14 protein-coding genes are annotated in these 17,975 nt (G+C 53.7%); 8 read left to right on the top strand and 6 right to left on the bottom strand.

Features of this window, described 5'->3' with window-relative positions:
* Window positions 1-7: 7 nt before the first annotated feature.
* Complete coding sequence (locus tag MFFC18_RS15975; RefSeq protein WP_202907476.1) at window positions 8-778, bottom strand: TylF/MycF/NovP-related O-methyltransferase; 771 nt, start codon at window positions 776-778, stop codon at window positions 8-10.
* Between the two features lie 225 nt (window positions 779-1,003).
* On the opposite strand from MFFC18_RS15975, the gene MFFC18_RS15970 reads away from it, so the two are divergent.
* The 8 genes from MFFC18_RS15970 (at window position 1,004) to MFFC18_RS15935 (ending at window position 9,467) form a co-directional block, all read left to right on the top strand.
* Entirely contained in the window at window positions 1,004-1,954 is a 951-nt protein-coding gene (locus MFFC18_RS15970) for a hypothetical protein (RefSeq protein ID WP_075082016.1), read from the top strand.
* A 2-nt stretch (window positions 1,955-1,956) separates the two neighbouring features.
* The gene (locus tag MFFC18_RS15965; RefSeq protein ID WP_148618916.1) at window positions 1,957-3,369 is read left to right on the top strand and encodes a capsular polysaccharide export protein, LipB/KpsS family; all 1,413 of its coding nucleotides are present in this window, start codon (window positions 1,957-1,959) and stop codon (window positions 3,367-3,369) included.
* Between the two features lie 234 nt (window positions 3,370-3,603).
* Window positions 3,604-4,788 carry a DegT/DnrJ/EryC1/StrS family aminotransferase gene (locus MFFC18_RS15960; protein WP_075082018.1) on the top strand — a complete coding sequence of 395 codons (1,185 nt, stop codon included), beginning with the start codon at window positions 3,604-3,606 and terminating at the stop codon, window positions 4,786-4,788.
* The gene (locus MFFC18_RS15955; protein WP_075082019.1) at window positions 4,788-5,522 is read left to right on the top strand and encodes a cytidylyltransferase domain-containing protein; all 735 of its coding nucleotides are present in this window, start codon (window positions 4,788-4,790) and stop codon (window positions 5,520-5,522) included. The genes MFFC18_RS15960 and MFFC18_RS15955 overlap by 1 nt, the downstream gene beginning before the upstream one ends.
* Before the next feature lie 2 nt (window positions 5,523-5,524).
* The gene (pseG, locus tag MFFC18_RS15950) at window positions 5,525-7,084 is read left to right on the top strand and encodes a UDP-2,4-diacetamido-2,4,6-trideoxy-beta-L-altropyranose hydrolase (RefSeq protein WP_084416742.1); all 1,560 of its coding nucleotides are present in this window, start codon (window positions 5,525-5,527) and stop codon (window positions 7,082-7,084) included.
* Window positions 7,085-7,160: 76 nt separating this feature from the next.
* On the top strand, window positions 7,161-8,051 hold the full coding sequence (locus MFFC18_RS15945) for an alpha/beta fold hydrolase (protein WP_238381149.1): 891 nt from the start codon (window positions 7,161-7,163) through the stop codon (window positions 8,049-8,051).
* The gene (locus MFFC18_RS15940; protein WP_075082021.1) at window positions 8,048-8,941 is read left to right on the top strand and encodes a triphosphoribosyl-dephospho-CoA synthase; all 894 of its coding nucleotides are present in this window, start codon (window positions 8,048-8,050) and stop codon (window positions 8,939-8,941) included. Before MFFC18_RS15945 ends, MFFC18_RS15940 begins: the two co-directional genes overlap by 4 nt.
* 34 nt (window positions 8,942-8,975) lie before the next feature.
* Window positions 8,976-9,467 (top strand): 6-pyruvoyl trahydropterin synthase family protein, encoded by a 492-nt coding sequence (locus tag MFFC18_RS15935; protein WP_075082022.1) that lies wholly within the window; start codon window positions 8,976-8,978, stop codon window positions 9,465-9,467.
* 72 nt (window positions 9,468-9,539) lie between these two features.
* Here MFFC18_RS15935 and MFFC18_RS15930 read toward each other — a convergent pair whose 3' ends face one another.
* From MFFC18_RS15930 to MFFC18_RS15910, 5 genes are all read right to left on the bottom strand, one after another.
* Window positions 9,540-10,697, bottom strand: coding sequence for a glycosyltransferase (locus MFFC18_RS15930; protein ID WP_148618915.1), 1,158 nt, complete (start codon window positions 10,695-10,697; stop codon window positions 9,540-9,542).
* A 159-nt stretch (window positions 10,698-10,856) separates the two neighbouring features.
* On the bottom strand, window positions 10,857-12,188 hold the full coding sequence (locus MFFC18_RS15925; protein ID WP_075082023.1) for a glycosyltransferase family 4 protein: 1,332 nt from the start codon (window positions 12,186-12,188) through the stop codon (window positions 10,857-10,859).
* A 285-nt stretch (window positions 12,189-12,473) separates the two neighbouring features.
* Complete coding sequence (locus MFFC18_RS15920) at window positions 12,474-14,465, bottom strand: ABC transporter ATP-binding protein (protein WP_075082024.1); 1,992 nt, start codon at window positions 14,463-14,465, stop codon at window positions 12,474-12,476.
* A 388-nt stretch (window positions 14,466-14,853) separates the two neighbouring features.
* Window positions 14,854-16,380, bottom strand: a complete 1,527-nt coding sequence (locus tag MFFC18_RS15915; RefSeq protein WP_148618914.1) for a DnaA ATPase domain-containing protein — start codon at window positions 16,378-16,380, stop codon at window positions 14,854-14,856.
* A gap of 308 nt (window positions 16,381-16,688) precedes the next feature.
* Window positions 16,689-17,711, bottom strand: coding sequence for a DUF6690 family protein (locus tag MFFC18_RS15910; RefSeq protein WP_148618913.1), 1,023 nt, complete (start codon window positions 17,709-17,711; stop codon window positions 16,689-16,691).
* Between the last annotated feature and the right edge of the window lie 264 nt (window positions 17,712-17,975).

Here is a 17,975-nt window from a genome sequence, read left to right as displayed (position 1 = left end):
GTGGTGGTTAGCCCAGTTTGATACCCAGCCGACCGGTGTAGTCGACTCGATGGAGAAACATTTTTACGTTTTGTGATTCGAAGTACTCGTCGACTGCTTTGCGACATCCTTGCCAATGTCCGTAATCATCGATGATCAGGACTCCGCCAGGAACGAGCTTGGGAAACAGGATTTCAAGTTCGCATCGAGTTGACTCGTACCAGTCCGTATCCAGCCGCAGAATCGCGATCTGTTCAGGAGATTCCAGCGGCAACGTGTCTTCGACTTTGCCTTTGACGAATCGTAACATTGACTCCGGATAGCCCGTTTCGATCAGCGTTTGCTTGACCTGATTCAGGCTGCAGCGGCACCAGATACTGTCTTTTGATTCTGAGTTTGCATAGTCTGCATCAGCCAGCAGTCGCTCTGCCGAATGCCCCCGCAGATCCACATCGTTGTCAGTCGGTTCGGACATTCCGTCGTACGTGTCGTACATCCAAAGTGTTCGGTGATCCTGAGAGCGTGAGACCAGCGAGTGGGCAACCGCCGCCATGCTGCCGCCTTTCCAAACGCCGCACTCCACGATGTCGCCAGCAATTTCATTTTTGCAAACGTGATCGACGGCTTCGCAAAGCGCGAGGATTCGTTCCGGCGAAGTCATCGTGTACGGCGTGACCGAATCGATGATTTCACGTTGAGCAACGGTCGAATCGGGAAAGCGATTCGCTAGCTGATCGATGAACGGAACTTCAACGTGGCTTTTCTTGGGTTTTCGAAACGGACGAGTGAGAATGTTCACAGCAATGCCAGAAAGATGAGTGCTTTACCAGATAATTATCAAAACGGCTAAAGTCCGTAAACGCCAGAACGGAACTTAAAGTCGTTGTTGACGAAATCGATGGGGATGAAAACATCATTTTGCATCGGACAGACTTGCCGTGCTTGTTCGTCATGGAATTTTTCAGTTTGGTGAAGCTTTCTTCGGGTTGAGCGAACTTTGAAAATTCGGTATCACCGCCCCATCATGGAACCAAACAGCACTCCAATCCTCTTCTGCATCTTCAATCGACCGGAGCTCACGGCCCGGGTTTTCAGGTCGATTCGAGAACGTCGCCCAGCGACGCTCTACATTGCCAGCGACGGTCCACGAGCGCTCCACCCTGGCGACGATGCGAAGGTCGCAGCGGCTCGCGAAATTGTGAGCGAGATCGACTGGCCGTGTGAAGTTCGAACGCGGTTCCTGCAAAACAACTTGGGCTGTAAGCATGCCATTTCCTCAGCTGTCAGCTGGGCATTCGAACAATCCGAAGAGCTGATTATCCTTGAGGACGACTGCCTGCCTGACCCGTCGTTCTACGGCTACTGCAGTAACCTGCTTGATCGATATCGTGACGTTGAAAAAGTCATGATGGTCAGCGGAAACAACTTTCAACGTTCGCGAAGAAGCGACGCCAGCTATTATTTTTCCCGCTGGACTCATATCTGGGGATGGGCCACGTGGAAACGAGCTTGGCAGCATTTTGACGTGGATGTCTCGTCCTGGCCGCAGCTGAAACGCTCCCGACAGTTGCAGGCGATTTTCCCGGACTCCGCCGAGTACGCACACTGGTCGCGAACTCTCGACATGCAGCACGCAGGCGAAATCGATACCTGGGACTTTCCCTGGGCTTACGCCGTGTGGGCCAACAATGGACTCAGTATCCTGCCCGAGAAAAACCTTGTCACCAACATTGGCTTTGGTAGCGACGCAACTCACACAATCGACCCCGAATCGAAACTCGCCGACATTCCGGCTTGCGATTTGGGGCCGATGCTTCATCCGATCGACATCGTGGTCAATGAAGCGGCAGATCGTTACACCTGGAAAACAGTTTTCCGACCAACTGCCGAAGGAGCCAAGCCACGAGTTCCGTATTGGAAAAAGCTTGGCTTGTTTCGTCGCCGGCCACGAAAGAAAAACACGGACGCAGCCTGATCATGAAGATCGCTATCATCTCGCCCTATCGCACCGTCGCGCCGCACTTCGAAGCAGAACTTGAGATTGCTCAGCAGCATCTCGACGCCGGAGACGAAGTCGTCTTTCTCAGTTGCGAAGGACAGCTCGCGAACTGCGACTTCAACGTCGATCGCGACCCATCAATCTGTGCGAACTGTCGGGGGCGGCGCGAGCATGGAATGGAGTTGCTGGATCGCAACTGTGCCACGTATCAGATTGACGCATCGAACTTCATCGCCATTCCGCAGTTCGAATCGATGCAGCATCTGATGGACTGGAAAGTTGAAAACTTCGACGTCGGCTATGCCGCGCTCTCGTCACTGGTGTCGGTTGTGCGCGACCCGGAGCCCGATCTTGAGAAACATGCTGCGTTGTTGAATCGGTTTATTGAATCAGCCCTTGCGACGTGGCAGCAAACGTTGGAATTTATCAAGCAGCATCGGCCTGACCGCATCTACGTGTACAACGGTCGATTTGCCGCGATGCGAGCCATTTTCCGGGCTTCACAGAAGTTGGGCGTCGCCTGTTTTCTGCATGAACGCGGGTGTGACCTGAACCACTACGACTTGCTGGAAAACCATCTTCCGCACGATCTTGTCGGAATCGAAAACGTCATTCGTCAGCTTTGGGATCGAGCTGATTCTGACAAACGCGGCGCAGTTGGGGCGTCGTGGTTTGAAGACAGGATCTCCAAAGTCGAACGAAGTTGGAAATCTTTTACGAAAGAACAGCAAGCCGGTTTACTGCCGGAAAACCTCGAGCCTGCGGCGCGAAACATTTCGATCTTCTGTTCCTCCGACGACGAGTTCGTGGCCATCGGAGACGCCTGGAAGAACGAGCTCTATCCGAATCAGGTCGAAGCCATCGCTGCGATTGCTGAATCGATGCTTCAGTCCGCTCCGGAGACAAGGCTGTTTCTGCGAGTCCACCCAAACCTCAAGGACGTCGACAATGCGCGGAAACGCAGCATGATGGCGTTGGACTATTCGAACCTGACGGTGATCGCGCCGGAGGCTTCCATCGACACGTACGCGTTGCTCAAAGCCAGCGATCAGACGGTGACGTTTGGCTCCAGCGTCGGAATGGAAGCCGTGTTTTGGGACAGGCCTTCGGTTCTATTGGGGCCGTGCCTGTACCAGAATCTTGGCGGGCCAATTCGGTCTCATTCTCACCAGCAAACGATTGAATTGCTCTGCAGCGACCTTCAACCTGCCAGTGACAAAACGGGCGCGTTGATGTACGGAAACTGGTTTCAGTCTCGCGGAATTCGATATCAGTATTTCGAAGCCAAAGATCTTTTTGAGGGAACGTTCAAGGGACAGGTCGTGCACGATCGCGAAGCTGCCAGGGCGGAGTCGAGAAAATACCGCGGGTTAATGTCGCTTTTTCGCTAACTCAATCAACGGCCGTCCGAAGCGAATCGCTCAATGATCTCGCTGCCGCAGGTTATCCCGAATTCATGCCAGCACTTTTGATTCGTCTTGTTGATTGCAGGCACGTTCAATAGCTTTAGAGTTTGGATTTCAGTCAATTAGCGGGGACAAGGATGTTCTGGCTCCACAAAGCATCAAACCGGTTCGGGCAACCGACGCTCAGCACCTCTTCCCCTTCGCCGAGGAGTTTCTGAAGTGAAAATTCCAGGCACCCGACAAACGATCGAAGAGGACGACGTCCAGGCGATCGCAGATGCAATGCGAGAAAGTCTGCTGACGACCGGACCTCAAGTCGAAGAATTCGAGAATGCGTTTGCAAAAGCCGTCGGCACTCGATTCGCAGTCGCCGTCAGTTCAGGAACCGCAGCACTGCACGCTGCCGTCCACGCTTGCGGCATCAATCACGAGAGTTCTTCCAGCGCCGAAGTGATTGTTCCGGCGATCAGCTTTGTCGCGACATCGAACGTGGCGCTCTATCAGAACGCCCGACCCGTGTTCGCGGACGTCGAATCAGATACGCTTCGAATCGACGCGGAAGACGTGGAGCGAAAGGTGACCTCTCGAACCAAAGCCATCGTTGCAATGGACTACGGCGGGCAGCCTTGCGACTACGCCGCGCTTCGGGCAATCGCAGATCGACATCGCCTGATGCTGATCGCCGACACCTGTCATTCGCTCGGCGGAAGCCTTGGTGCTCGCCCGGTCGGTTCCCTCGCCGATTGTTCCTGCTTCAGCCTGCATCCCGCCAAACAGATCACTTGCGGTGAAGGCGGGATGGTCACGACTGACGATCAGGATCTGGCTATGGAAATGCGAGCGTTTCGCAACCATGGAATTGGATCCAATCATCGCCAGCGTCAAAAACAGGCGACGCATCGATACACCATGGAAGCCCTCGGCTACAACTATCGGCTGACCGATATTCAATCCGCTCTGGGCCTTTCGCAGCTGAAAAAGCTGGCGAAATTCACTCGCCGCCGCAACGAAGTGGCTGCCGTCTATGACGACTTGCTGCAGGGGTGCGAATTTCTGCAGCCGCTCAAGACGGTTCCAGGCGTTCAACATGCCCGGCATCTTTATGTTGTGAAATGGAACGCCGAAGCATCCGGAATCTCTCGCGACGAAGCGTTTCGAGCGCTGCGTGATCGCGGGATCGGCGTCAACGTTCACTACCAACCGATCTACCAGCAGCCGTACTATCAAGGCCTGATTTCACGGGAAGAGATCGCGACGCCGGATTGCCCGATTGCTGACGAAGCCTATCAGTCAATCCTTTCGCTGCCGGTTTTCCCAACCATGTCGCTGCAAGAGATCGGCTACGTTGTTGAAAGCCTACACGCGGTTGCGGCTGGAACAGAATTGCTACGGAGAGCTGCGTGATGAGGACTGCTGCCGTCATCCAGGCCCGCATGGGAAGCGAACGACTTCCCGGGAAAGTCCTGCAGGATATATCGGGAAAGCCGATGATCGATCGCGTCGTGGAACGGGTCGCTCGTTGCAAATCACTTGACGGAGTGATCGTGGCGACGTCGACCAACACTGCCGATGACGTCCTTGCCAGTCATTGTCGTGATCTGGGAGTTCCGGTCGTTCGCGGAAGCGAGAACGATGTGCTTTCTCGTTATGCGTTGGCTGCAGAAAAGTATCACTGCGAGACGATCGTTCGAATCACTTCGGACTGCCCGCTTGTCGACCCTGAAATTATTGATCAGGTTGTCACCGAAGTCACCGAAAACCCAGGCGTTCAATACGCCTGCAACTTTTTCCCGCAACGACTGTTTCCACGCGGGCTGGATGCCGAAGCATTGACTGTGCGGGCGTTGCAACAGATCAACCAACAGGCGACCGATCCGCGGCATCGCGAACATGTGACGCTGATGATTTATGAGAATGCGTCGCGCTTCAATATTGCTTCTGTTTCGAATCGTCTGGACCATTCCCATTTGCGTTGGACCGTCGATACCGAAGCGGACTTGATGCTGGTGCGAAAAATCTACGAACATTTTGCCGAACAGGCTGTCGAGTCGTTCGGCTATGCGGAAACCATGCGGGCGTTAACCCAAAACTGGCACTGGTGCCAAATTAACCGGGAAGTTCTCCAAAAGGCAGCTTGACGATGAGCAGGACTCTGACTCCGACCCGAACAGAGTTAATGAATGTGGTCATCCGGGCCGACGCTGGCCCCGCGATTGGAACTGGCCACGTAATGCGGATGATGGCATTGGGCGAAGCTTGTTGTAAGCTCGGCGCTGGCGTAACAATGCTCTGCGGCCAAATCCCGGCCGGCCTCGTGCAGCGGCTGATTCGCTGCGGCATCGACGTGCATCAACTCAAAAGTCCGACTTGTGATCAGAACGACGCGGCGGAAACAATGGCTTTCGCCCGACAGCAGTCTGCGGACTGGATCGTGCTCGACGGATACGGATTTTGCAGTCAGTATCAGCACGCAATGTCAAAATCGGAAGCGGTTCTGATGATGATGGACGATGGTGAGATTGCCGACCGGAACTCCGTCGACGTTGTGCTAAATCAAAACGCTTACGCGGCCGCGGAACTTGGTGACAAAGGAATGCTCGCCGGATGCGAGTTCACGTTGCTGAGATCAGAATTTCTGTCTGCTTCCGCTTCCGAGCCGAAGTCCATTCGGCAGACTGCCAGAAGAATTTTGGTGACATTGGGAGGATGCGATGACGCCAACTGGACGATGCGAGTGCTCAAGGCGATGTCGTTCGGCGGTTCGCAGAAACTGATCGTTGATGTTGTCGTCGGAGCCGGCTATCGACACTTTCAGTCTCTGATGGATTTGAAAAAAGTGCTTCCCTTTACGATTCGCATTCATCGCAATGTTGACCGAATGGTCGATGTGATGCGTCGAGTCGATTTTGCGATCACGGCCGGAGGGTCGACGTGCTATGAGTTGGCACGCTGTGGCGTCCCTTCGCTGGCGATTCCTGTCGCCGACAATCAGATCCCAATCGTCGAAGCACTGGAAAAGTACGGAACGCTCACCGCCTTCGATCCGGATGGGGAGGATCAGGAGTGCTCAAGCCGACTGACCAGAATGATCCGCGACCTTTCGCTTGATGCAGTGACGCGAGACCGAATGTCACAGGCGGGAAGGACGCTCGTTGACGGGAAAGGCGCCTTTCGGATCGCTCGGCAGATGGCAAACTGGGGACTGAAGCTGCGCGAAGCCGAAATGAGTGACGCGGAAGTTTTACTTGCGTGGAGAAATGATCCCGAAGTCCGATCGGTCTCGTTCAATTCAGATCGCATGTCTCTGGAGACGTTTCGGATCTGGTTGCAGAAGAAAATGGAGAATCAACAGACTCGTCGATGGATCGCCGAGACCCGAAATGGTTTGCCGATTGGTCAAGTTTGCCTCGAATTCGAAAATCCGCAGCAGGCGGTGATTGAGTTGACGCTGGACCATACTCGCCGTGGCAAAGGGCTGGGGCGAACGATTATTGAAAGAGCCTGCAAGTTGGGTTTCGAAGAAAATCCACTGATGGATTCCGTGGTTGCACGGATTTGCCCGGGTAACGTCGCGTCGGAGCGAGCGTTCCGCAGTGTCGGGTTTGTGCAAACCCAACCGACGATGATCAACAAAAAGCTGGCGTTCCAGTTTGTCCTTTGGCGGGATGCGGCGAACCGGCAACGACGAGCAGTTGCCTAGTTCACGGCTACAGAAAATCAGCGTTGGCCGATAGAATGCTGCGATTCAATTCCTGTCGCACTCTGCATTCGGTTCCTTGGTCAACTCTATTTCGCAATCCTGGCGTGAGCTCTATCCGTTCGAGTCCCATTTTCACAACGTTGATGGGCATCGAATGCACTATGTCGACGAAGGCCCGCGCGATGCGCCGCCGGTGTTGATGGTGCACGGAAATCCAACCTGGTCTTTTTACTATCGAAACTTGATCGCAGGACTCTCGGATCGCTTTCGAACGATCGCCATCGACCATATTGGTTGCGGCTTGAGCGACAAACCTCAAGACTACGACTACTGTCTGCAGAATCATATCGACAATGTCTGCAATCTGGTTGAAAGACTTGACCTGCAGAATACGACTCTGGTCGCGCACGACTGGGGTGGAGCGATAGGGCTCGGGGCGCTACAAAAACTTCGTGAACGATTCTCGAAGATTGTCCTGTTCAACACCGCGGCTTTCCCGCCACCTTTCATTCCGTTTCGAATTCGCGTTTGTCGCTGGCCGGTGTTCGGGAAAGTTGGTCTACAGGGAATGAATCTGTTCGCCAAAGCCGCAGTGACGATGGCAACCGAACGTCCAGACGGATTGCCCCAGGATGTAGCCGACGGCTTGTTGGCTCCGTACGATTCATGGTCGAATCGAATCGCGACTTACAAATTCGTCAAAGACATCCCGCTTTCGCGATCGCACAAAACGTGGGAAGTCCTCGAACGCATCGAAGCTGGATTGCCGGAACTTGGTTGTATGCCGATTCGCCTGATCTGGGGAATGAAGGACTGGTGCTTCCGCCCGGAATGTTTGGACCGATTCGAGTCGCATTGGCCTGATGCAGTCGTCACCAAATTTGAGAACGGCGGGCACTACATCGTCGAAGACGAACCGGAAAAGATCGTTTCGCTGGTCCGGGAATTTTTGGATGCCGCAAAATGAGCAACTCACTGTCATGGTGCCACGGTCTGTCGCGCGGCCGATTGGTTGAGCTGGCCTGTTTGTTGGAAGTTACGGCGTCCAAGCCTGGTAACGTGCATCGCGGCGCCGATTTCGAAGACGTTTCGTTTATTGACTTTGCAACTAGCGCAGTCGCGATGGGCCAGGCGATTGATGAAAGCGCAGGCAAGGGATACGGACAAACGGTTCTTGCCGTCGCGAATCGCACTCTCGCGGTTGCCGGATCCAACACGAACCTTGGAATCAACCTGTTGCTGAGTCTGCTGGTTCAAGCCAGTCGTCAGGCAGAAACTCTTGACGTTGACGCTGCTAAAAGCGTCCTGAATCAGCTTGATGGATCAGATGCGGCCGATGTTTATGCCGCAATTCGAAAGATGAGTCCTGGTGGGATCGGACAGACGGAGGTTCATGACGTCAACGATTCGGCACCCGCGTCGCTGATAGACGCCATGGACGCGGCCAAGGATCGTGACGTGATCGCGGCTCAGTTCACCAACGGATTCGCCGACGTGTTTAGGAAAATTCTGCCCTGGATTTTGGATGGCCGCGACCAATTTAACGACCTCGTGCACGGAATTGTCTGGGCACATGTGCGTTTGATGGCCACGCATCCTGACAGCCTGATTGCTCGCAAGTGCGGCAGTGCTGTGGCTGAACAAAGCCAGGCCATGGCATCAACAGCCATCGAGTCATTGGCAAATGGACCTGAGTCTTTTTTCGCGGCGGTGGCGAACCTTGATTTCTGGCTTCGCGCCGACGGCCATCGGAGAAATCCTGGAACGACTGCGGACATGATTGCCGCGGGATTGTTTGTCGGCCTTTATAATGGCGACATTGTTCCGCCGTTTACCAAGCCGCCATTCGCATCGTGAACCGTTGTCTTTCCTTTCCCAAGCTGGACCCCTCATGACATCAGATGTATTCGAAGTTTCTCTCGAGAAAGAAAGCCTCGTTTTTTCTTCTGCGCATTTCATCACGTTCAATGGAAATGTTTGCGAACGACTGCACGGCCACAACTACCGCTGCAAGTGCCGTGTTATCGGGACGTTGGACGAGAACGGATACGTGATCGATTTCATCGCGCTGCGAGATACTCTGCAGAGAATCGTCGGTGAACTCGATCATCACGTCCTGCTACCAATCAATCATCCAACGATTTCGGTTGAAAAAAAGGATGCCGAAGTCATTGCCCGGTTTGAAGAAAAGCGATGGGTGTTTCCCGAAGAAGACTGCGTTTTGCTTCCAATCGCAAACACAACAGCCGAGTTGTTGGCGATGTGGATCGCTGATCAGTTGATTGCCAGACTGGACGCAAAAACGAAAGCGACGCTGGACAAAGTCGTCGTTTCGGTGGACGAGAACCACGGGCAGTGGGCAAGTGCCGAGTCTTCTATTTAAGAGTTTGCCTCTGGAGATCCGGTGAGTACTTGAGTCGACTTTCCAGTCAGTAAGAACTGGTTCAACAACGAATTAGTTCAACAACGAACTATAAACTTCGCTCGTTCCCTCAGCCATGCTGATGTCAGACAGGCACGTGCGTTGACGAACATACGCGCTTTGGCTCATTGAGTTCCATCTCTCGCTATCACCAACCATCGATTCGACCTTCGCTGCGAGATCTTTCGCGTCTCCTGGTTTAAAAATCAAACCATCGACGTTGTCTCGTACGGCTTCCGGAATGCCTTCGACGTTGCTCGCGACGACTGGCACCGCATTCGCCATCGACTCAAGCACCACCATCGGAAGCCCCTCTCCGTAGAGCGACGGCAACACGAACAAATCCATCTTTCGGATTTGCTCATTGACGTTCGTTTGAAAACCGGTCCACGTGATCATGTCCGCAATACCTAGTCGATTGACTAGGTTCATGACTTCAGATTCGTACTCTGAAGTTTCAAACTGACCTACGGCACGGAGGTGAGTCTTGACGCCACGATTCTTCAAAATCGACAATGCCTCGAGCAGGACTTCGACGCCTTTGCGAGGGCGAAACAGGGCCATCGTTCCCAATGTCCAAACGTCGTTCTTGCCCGGTGCATCACGATGAGGAAGATCATCGATCGCTGCCACGCCGTTGGAAACAACATTCAGCTTGACCGCCGGATGGCCAAGTGATTCCATATAGCCCATCAACGAGTTCGATACGCAGATCATCCGATCGACTCGACTCAATGCCCATGTTTCGACTTTCGTGTTGATCCAATTCTTGAGGCCACGCTCACTGTCGCGGCCCGCAGGACTGTGAACGTGATAGATCAACGGGCAATCAGTGGCTCGTGCGGCAAGGCTTCCAATCAGCAGCGATCTTGGAGTATGAGCATGGATCAGTTTGTAGTTTTCGTCGCAGATAATTTTCGCGATGTTCCGATAACAGAGCAGGTCGAACTTGTTCTTCATGTTTAGCTCGTACAGCGGGGAACTGGAGCGCCGAACTTTCGGAAACTTGTCCGCTTTAACGCACGCAAATCCGGCTTCGTAGCCAAACTGAGGCAACGCCATCGCAAGTAAATCCTGGACTCGTTCAGCACCCGCAAAGTGCTCGCCATTAATCAAATGAAGAACGCGAGTGGTTTGTGTGCTAGAAGGCGAACCCAGAGTTGTCTCAAGGTCAGATGATTTTATGATCACGGCGGGATTCCAGAAAAGTACGCATTTTCAAATCGTACGTTGTGAAAAACCGCATGAAGAACGAGAGTGCTGTAGAGAAGAATCGGGCCTGTCTGAGCGCCGTAAATTTCGGCGTGACCGCTACAAGCCGAAGCTTCGCATCGTTCAGGCAAGCTCCATTCAGGCTACTCGGCGTTGTTCCGGAGAGTATTGCTCGATCGGCTGAGGTTGCGGAGGTTGCGGAGGATGCATCGGGATTGTTTCCGGATACATCGCAGCCGGCGGTGGGGCGATCGGAGCAACCGTTGGAGCTGCGACTGGTTTACGAATTTCGTAGCCCATGATGGACTCGCAAACGTCGATCAACTTATCCGCGTAGTCTTCGAAGCGATAGCGAGTGTGAACGCGATCGAAAGAACGTTCTCGCATTCCGGTTGCGACTTCTGGTTGAGCTGCCAACATTCGAATCACGTTGCCGGCGTGGCTGTGATCGCCGTAAGGAACAACAAAGCCCGACCCGTTGCCAACGGCTTCTGGAGCACCGCCGGAGTCGGAGAACGTGATCACTGGCAGGCTCGACGCCATCGCCTCGTGGATGACGCATGGAAACGGATCGACTCGCGACGTGAGCAGGAACGCGTCCGAGCCCATGAAGTATGGCTCGACGTCTTCACGTTCGCCAATGAAATGGACGAAGTTGCGAGCCGGCGAATTTTCCAGATCCAGCTGGATGTAGTGGTACGGCGAATGCGTCCAGCGCGGCCCTTCACCAACCCACACGAAATGGATCGGCATGTTTGACTGATTTTGGGCAACAGTGGCCCGTGCAATATTGACGTAGTGATCGATGCCCTTGCGAAGATCCAACGTTCCACACCCAAGCACGATGAATGCGTTCTCGGGAAGCCCCAACTCTTTGCGGATTCGCTTGTGAGCATCATCGCGGCTGATGCCTGTTCCAAATTGCGGATTCAGCAGACCTTGCGAAAGCACGAGGCCCTTTCCGTACGGCACGTCGGTAAACGCTTCGGTGGCTTCGCGGACGGCGTGTACCGGGAAAACGATTCGATGAGAGGCATCGAAAACCGTTGTGTAGTCCTGGTGCGTGTAAGACGAAGGCAGTTCGTGAACGAGCGAGATCAGTGGAACTCCGTGTCGCGCAAGTTCTGCAGCAACAAACCGCGACTCCATGCTGTTGCATACAGCCATCACAGGGATGTTTGATTTTTCGCGGTGCACGAACTTGTCCACGCGTTTCGTCAGTTCTTCGCCAGGCTCTCGTGGCAGATTCATGCAGTCGACAACGCCGTGTTGCCCGAACTCAGCGGCCAGGAACCCCCCGCTGTGCAGGATCGTTTCACACTGAATGTCGCATTGAGCGTGAAAATGTTTCAACACGTTCAGGATGATTTTCGGTGCACCGGTGCGAGTTGCTTCGTGAGATACGAAGAGCACCCGTCGCTTGGTTTCCGAGTTGGAATTTTTCTTTTTCCGCGAACGAAACAGTCTCATGGTCTATCCTGAAATGGCGAGCCGAGGAGGCGAGGACGTGGCTGGTTCCTTGTCGAATCAACAGTCAAACGACACTGGTAAAATCGGCAGTTAAAGCCGAAATCTTGTTAACTTTTGTCGATTCTGCCGCAAGTAACCCTCATCCGGCGGCAGACTTTAGCAGGCCTTTCAGTCCTGCAACAGACTGAAGGTATTGGGTCGCTAGCACGTTCCGGGGTTGGGAAATCGAGAGCCGAAATGGGGTGGATCTGGCAGCAGAACAGGCGCGAATTTGCAACGGAACGACTACGCCGAACGGGCAAACAGATTCTGGAACGGACGACTGCTTTCCATCGCTTCTTCAACGGTGCTGTCACTCACAATTCGCCCCAGTCGCATCACGATAACCCGATTTGCGAGGCACAGCGACGACGCCCGGTGAGTGACAATGATTGTTGTTCGGCCGCGAATGAAAGATTCCAACTCGCCATGGATTAGCGTCTCGGTCTGTCCGTCGACCTGACTGGTTGCTTCATCAAGAATCAGGATTCGGGGATCGGCAAGAACGGCTCGGGCGATCGCAACACGCTGTCGCTGACCGGCGGAAAGGTGACTGCCATTGTCGCCGATCATTGTGTCGATTCCTTCAGGCATCGAATCCATGAAGTCCCCCAGCCGCGCAGTTCGGACGGCGTCGTCGAGATCTTTTTCCGTGGCGTCCGGATTGCCGTAAAGAATGTTTTCACGAATCGTGCCGTGAAAAAGAACCGAGTCTTGTGTCACCCACGCGATTTGACGGCGAAGCTTACGCGGACTGACGTCTTTAAGGTCAACACCGTCAATCGTGATGTGACCGCGATTGGGATCGTAGAACCGACAAAGTAAGTTCATAAGCGTCGATTTTCCGGAACCGTTGCCGCCCACAATCGCCAACGTTTGCTTGTAGGGAATCTCCAGCGAGATGCGTCGCAAAACGGGTTGCTTTGGCTTGTACGAGAACAGCACGTCGTCAAAAACGATGGCCTCACTGTGTTTGGGAACCGGAACAGGAAACTCTGGCGTCTTGACCCGATTGTCGACATCGTAAGTTCGGAACAGGTTTTCGCATGCCGTGTTGCCTCGCACGATCACGTTGATTACTTCTGTCATCTTTCTCGCAGGATCACTGGCAGCCGCCAGCAAGGCGTAGAAGTACAACAAAGTTACCGGCCGGATTGGAGTCTCGCTCATGCGAATACCAAACAGGCTCGTTTCACGATTCAGGACCAGCCACGCACCAGCCAAAATGGCGACAGCAATCGAGATGATTCCCAATAACTCGGAAAGTGGTTTGAGCAGCGAATCGTATAGCGAAATCCGGACACTCATGTGATATAGGGTTTGGGCATTCCTTCGAAATCTTCGTCGCTCGGAACGTTCGCGATTGAAAATGCGAACTGTTTTCACTTTCTGGAACGTCTCGATGAGCGTCTGGAAAACGTCCGCCATTCCCTGCATTTCGTTTTCGGTCGATCGCTTCATGCGTCCCGAAACATTGCGAACCAGAAAGAATCCGGCGGGCAGAATGATCAGCGACAGCAGCAACAAAGGCAATGAGATCCAGGCCGCAAGTGCGAGACAGGTGACCATCTTGAGCGGCTCTCGCAGGCATTTCCCGTAGAAGACCTTCAGTCCACCGGCGACCATCAGCATGTTGTGCGACAGGTGAGTCATCATGTTCGATGTCCCCAGCCTGTCGATGCGTTGTTGGTCCAGTTCCAGCGCTTTGCGATAGTAGATGCGGCGCAAGTCCATCACGGTTTTACTGGCAACCCGGGCGGTCAGATACGCGCTCGCGACCAGAAAACAGCCTTTGAGCAAGGTCACAACCAACAGCCAACCCATGGCCATCGAAAGCGTTTCGAAGGGACTGTCTGGCGCCCACTTCGTAATGAAGGGCTTGAGCGATTCGGTGTATCGGCGCAGCAGATGTTGCTCCGAGCTCAACCGGTCGCGGTTGATGTCGAGGCTAAGCTGCGTCCGATGAAGTTCGTCTTCTGAAATTGGCGCAACCGAGATCTTCAGCTCGGAACGTTGGATCTCTGATTCGAGTTTGGAAATCGCTGCGGTCGAGTTTTCGATTTCGGTGTCGATCCAGTCGTGAAACGTCTCGCCTTGCAGGACGACCTGGACGACTGGAAGAATGGTCGAGATACTTGCCGACCACAGGACGGAGATCATGACGGCGCACAGCACAGCGCCAAGGATCGACCACTTGTAACGTAGCGACATCAAGACTGCGCGAAAGAATGGCTTCATCAGGTTGTCAGTTCGTAGGTGTCAGGAAGAGCTGATCTGGTTTTGCGTCAATTTCGGGAGGCATGTTGGCGACCGTTGAGAGCGCCGTCAACAACAATCACATCGGCCATCTGCCGCTGTAGACCAGAACGCGATTCCGTTTTTGTGTTGCTAGCAGGGAAGCTGCGAAGAATAGGCATGCTTGGTCGTAGTTTAGAGACCGGACGGGTAAACGAAGCATGCTTGAGGGCCAGGGCAGCCGCTCGGCGACGCGAAACTCATGCACCCATCTGTCTCTGCTCGATAAGTTGGGGCCGTTGGAAATGCTCAACCGCTTGATCGCTGACGTTTTACCGTCACGCTTGGAAGCGGCGTCGTCGTAGTGCGTGGCCGCCAAGCCCAAACTGGTTCAGCCAACTCGAAGAATGGACTCGATGCGTCGAATCACTTCGTCTGCCGGGTAGCTGGCGTTGGGCAGCGAAATATTCTCGCTCGACTCAACCCAGCCTGCGACTTTCTTGTCTGCTGCGATCGCTGTGCTGTGCTTGCGGTTGCCAAAGTGGTCCCCAATTTCAGAGAACGCCGCACCGGTGTGGCGTCTGGCAAGATACATCGCCAGCATGCGAGCCGTGCAAACCCGTTTCCGACGGCTGGAGGATCGAATCTCGTTTGGTTTCACACCACAGAAATCGCAAACGGCCTGTTCGATTCCCTTGATCGAAGCACCGATCGATGAGAACGCCAGCAAGTCGCCCAGAACATCCTGAGCCAGATGCATGGTGACTTTTTCCTGAAGCGAAAACGAGACCGCGAACAGGCGATTGATCGCACCAATGATGCGGCGGACGTCGCGTGTCATGTGCTGGGCGATTAGCTCACGGACTTCCAGCGGAAGTGTAAAGTTTCGCTGCTGGCAAATGCTTTCGATGATCGAAACACGACCTTCGAAACTTGGATACTGCAGCGGACACGTCAATCCGCCGGTCAATCGTGCAGCCAGATCGGTGCCGATGCCTTCGAGTTCAATCGGTGGCCGATCCGCTGAAACGACAACCTGTTTTCCGGCACGAGCAAGATGATCGACCGTCTGTAAAAATTCGCTTAGCGTCGCACGTTTGCTGGAAAAGAATTGAATGTCGTCGATCGCAAGAATATCCAGATCGCGATACCGTCGTCGAAACATCGGCAATCCGCTTCCTCCGCGGAGCGAACCAATAAATTCGGTCGTGAACTTCTCAGCAGAAAGATAGACGCAACGTTTGCGGCGAAGACGTCTGCGAAACTCGTTGACCACGGCTTCCAACAAATGAGACTTTCCGCTTCCCGTTGATCCATAAATCAATAGCGGCGAAAACTCACCCGGATAGTCAATCACTTGCTCAACGGCAGCGCGAGCCAAACGGTTTTCGTCACCGAACCAGAACGACTTTACATAGCGAGCCGACTTTGCATTCTTCGGACGCGACTTTGGCGACGGAGTCCTCGCTTCGGAAGGCTGATGAAAATGAAAGTAAGTTTGAGGATCCTTCTCTTCGATGAAGCCATCTTCCTGAGCTTCCAATGGCAAATCGGAACCCTGAACTGGAGAAGCCGAAGTCTCAACCGAGTCATCTGAATCAACGGCTACACTCTCAAACAGCGACTCTGCGGAAGCCGAAGTTCGAGTTGAGAATTGGATTGACGTTTCCGGTCCGGCGATGCGGTGAACGGCTTCTTTGACGTCGCCAGAAAAACGCGACTGTAGACGACTGAGACTGAATGCGTTGGGAGCGAAGACCTGTACCTGTTGTCCATCGAACACGATTGGATCTGAACCTTCGAACCACATTTCGAAGATCGTCTGTCCAATTTGATCTGCGAGCGCTTCGGTGATTGCCTGGGCAACCTGAAGCTGACGCTGGTTGGAGGGAAGTACTGGTGGGTCCTGCTTCGACAAAGTCACATCCTGAGGCTTATCGAACTTGATGGATCATTGATCGCATCAATTCCTTTACAATGTGAACTGGCAAGCCGCGTCATTGCGACCATCAGTTCCTGTCACGAGCAGCGATTTTAGGATTGCTAGCACCGCTGTCAAAGGCGTATTTGAATTTCGCGTTAAGAAAACACAAAACAGAAATTAAGAGCCTACGTTTTCGAATTTCCTGTCAAATTTCAACACGCAACGTTTCGCAAAAACTGTTCGTCGCGTGTGGATAACGCGTCCGCAAATCGCATGCGATTTCGGTGACAAAAAACTTCGATTTATTGTGCTGCCATCGCCGCCGGCAAAAGAGACTGGAAATCGTTGCTCAACGGAGTCTTTCCAGACGGATTGTTGATTTCCAAAATCAAAGCCAACTGTTGAACGGGGTTGCTTTTGTCGATCACGGCCGGACGCTTCATCAATAAACCGCTTCGACGTGACAGATACAGCCCTGCCCAATGCGTTGGTTGAGGACGAAGCTGATGCTGAGGTTGCAGCGTTTGAATTAACCGGGATGCATCGCCTGTCCAACCGCGATACGTGATGCGTTGAACGCGATGGCTGGCGTCAAAGTAATAAGTAAGCGAACCGTGCAAGTCCCACGAGTTTGTGCCGGTCACAACGGCAACTCGCATTCCGTGCAAACCTTGATCTGCAGGGCTCGTCGAAACGCGATCCCAACGCGATGTGATCCACTGTTCTGTCACGTCAAATCGAAACAGCGATGACAAGTCCGTCGTCGGCGTAAAGCTCATCGGTTGCGCAGTCAGGTCCGGCCCGTTTGCATCGCCAGGATACACGACGGTCTCCGCTTTGGCATAGTCCGGCACCATGCCAGTCTGTCTCCATGCTTGATCGTCTGCCGCGGGGAAAGCGGCCGGGTTTGGTACCGGGTTTGCGACCATTGACGGCGTCGAAAACCTGTTTGTAGCATGAGCCAGCGGAGTGACTTGCCCGTTGTTTGCTGACGACATGCCAACTTGCGTAGCCGTCATCCCCGTCGGCGGCTGCAAAGTTCCAAGGCTGTTCGTTTGTGGAAAACGTGTCGGTGGAAGCGAACTGCCAAACGTCGGTGCGGGCTGATTGTTGAATTGCGAAAATGAAGGCTGTGTCGCGGCGGCGTTGGTGCGATAGCTGGCCGCTTGCCAGGGAGCGTCTTGCAATCCTGCCGGGTTTTGCATTCCAGCCGGGTTTTGCATGCCGCTTTGCTTCCTCGCGGTGTGACGCTGGTGGTGGGAGTACAGCATCGGCCCGCCGATCAATCCCATCAGTAGCACCGGCAATATGAAGGCTCGAAACATTTGTAAATCCTTGAAAAATCCTCTGCTCTGAAAAATACCTGCTGCTTGGCGCGCGTCACGTCGTTTAACTGCGACCGTTGTAAAACAAGGTCTTCCGAAAACAGATCTGGCGGTGAGATAAAGTTTGCGGGCAATGAACTGACGTTGACGCTAGCGAGGGGAATTGGGTACTTCGCACACGATGCGCGTTTGCGCAAGAACCACAGCTGCATTCAGTTTCCCATGCAACCCCCAGATTTACTCGAATCCCAAAGTGCAAAACGC

It is taken from the genome of Mariniblastus fucicola, from assembly GCF_008087665.1.
Lineage (GTDB): Bacteria > Planctomycetota > Planctomycetia > Pirellulales > Pirellulaceae > Mariniblastus > Mariniblastus fucicola.
This window is presented reverse-complemented; position numbering and strand designations above follow the sequence as displayed.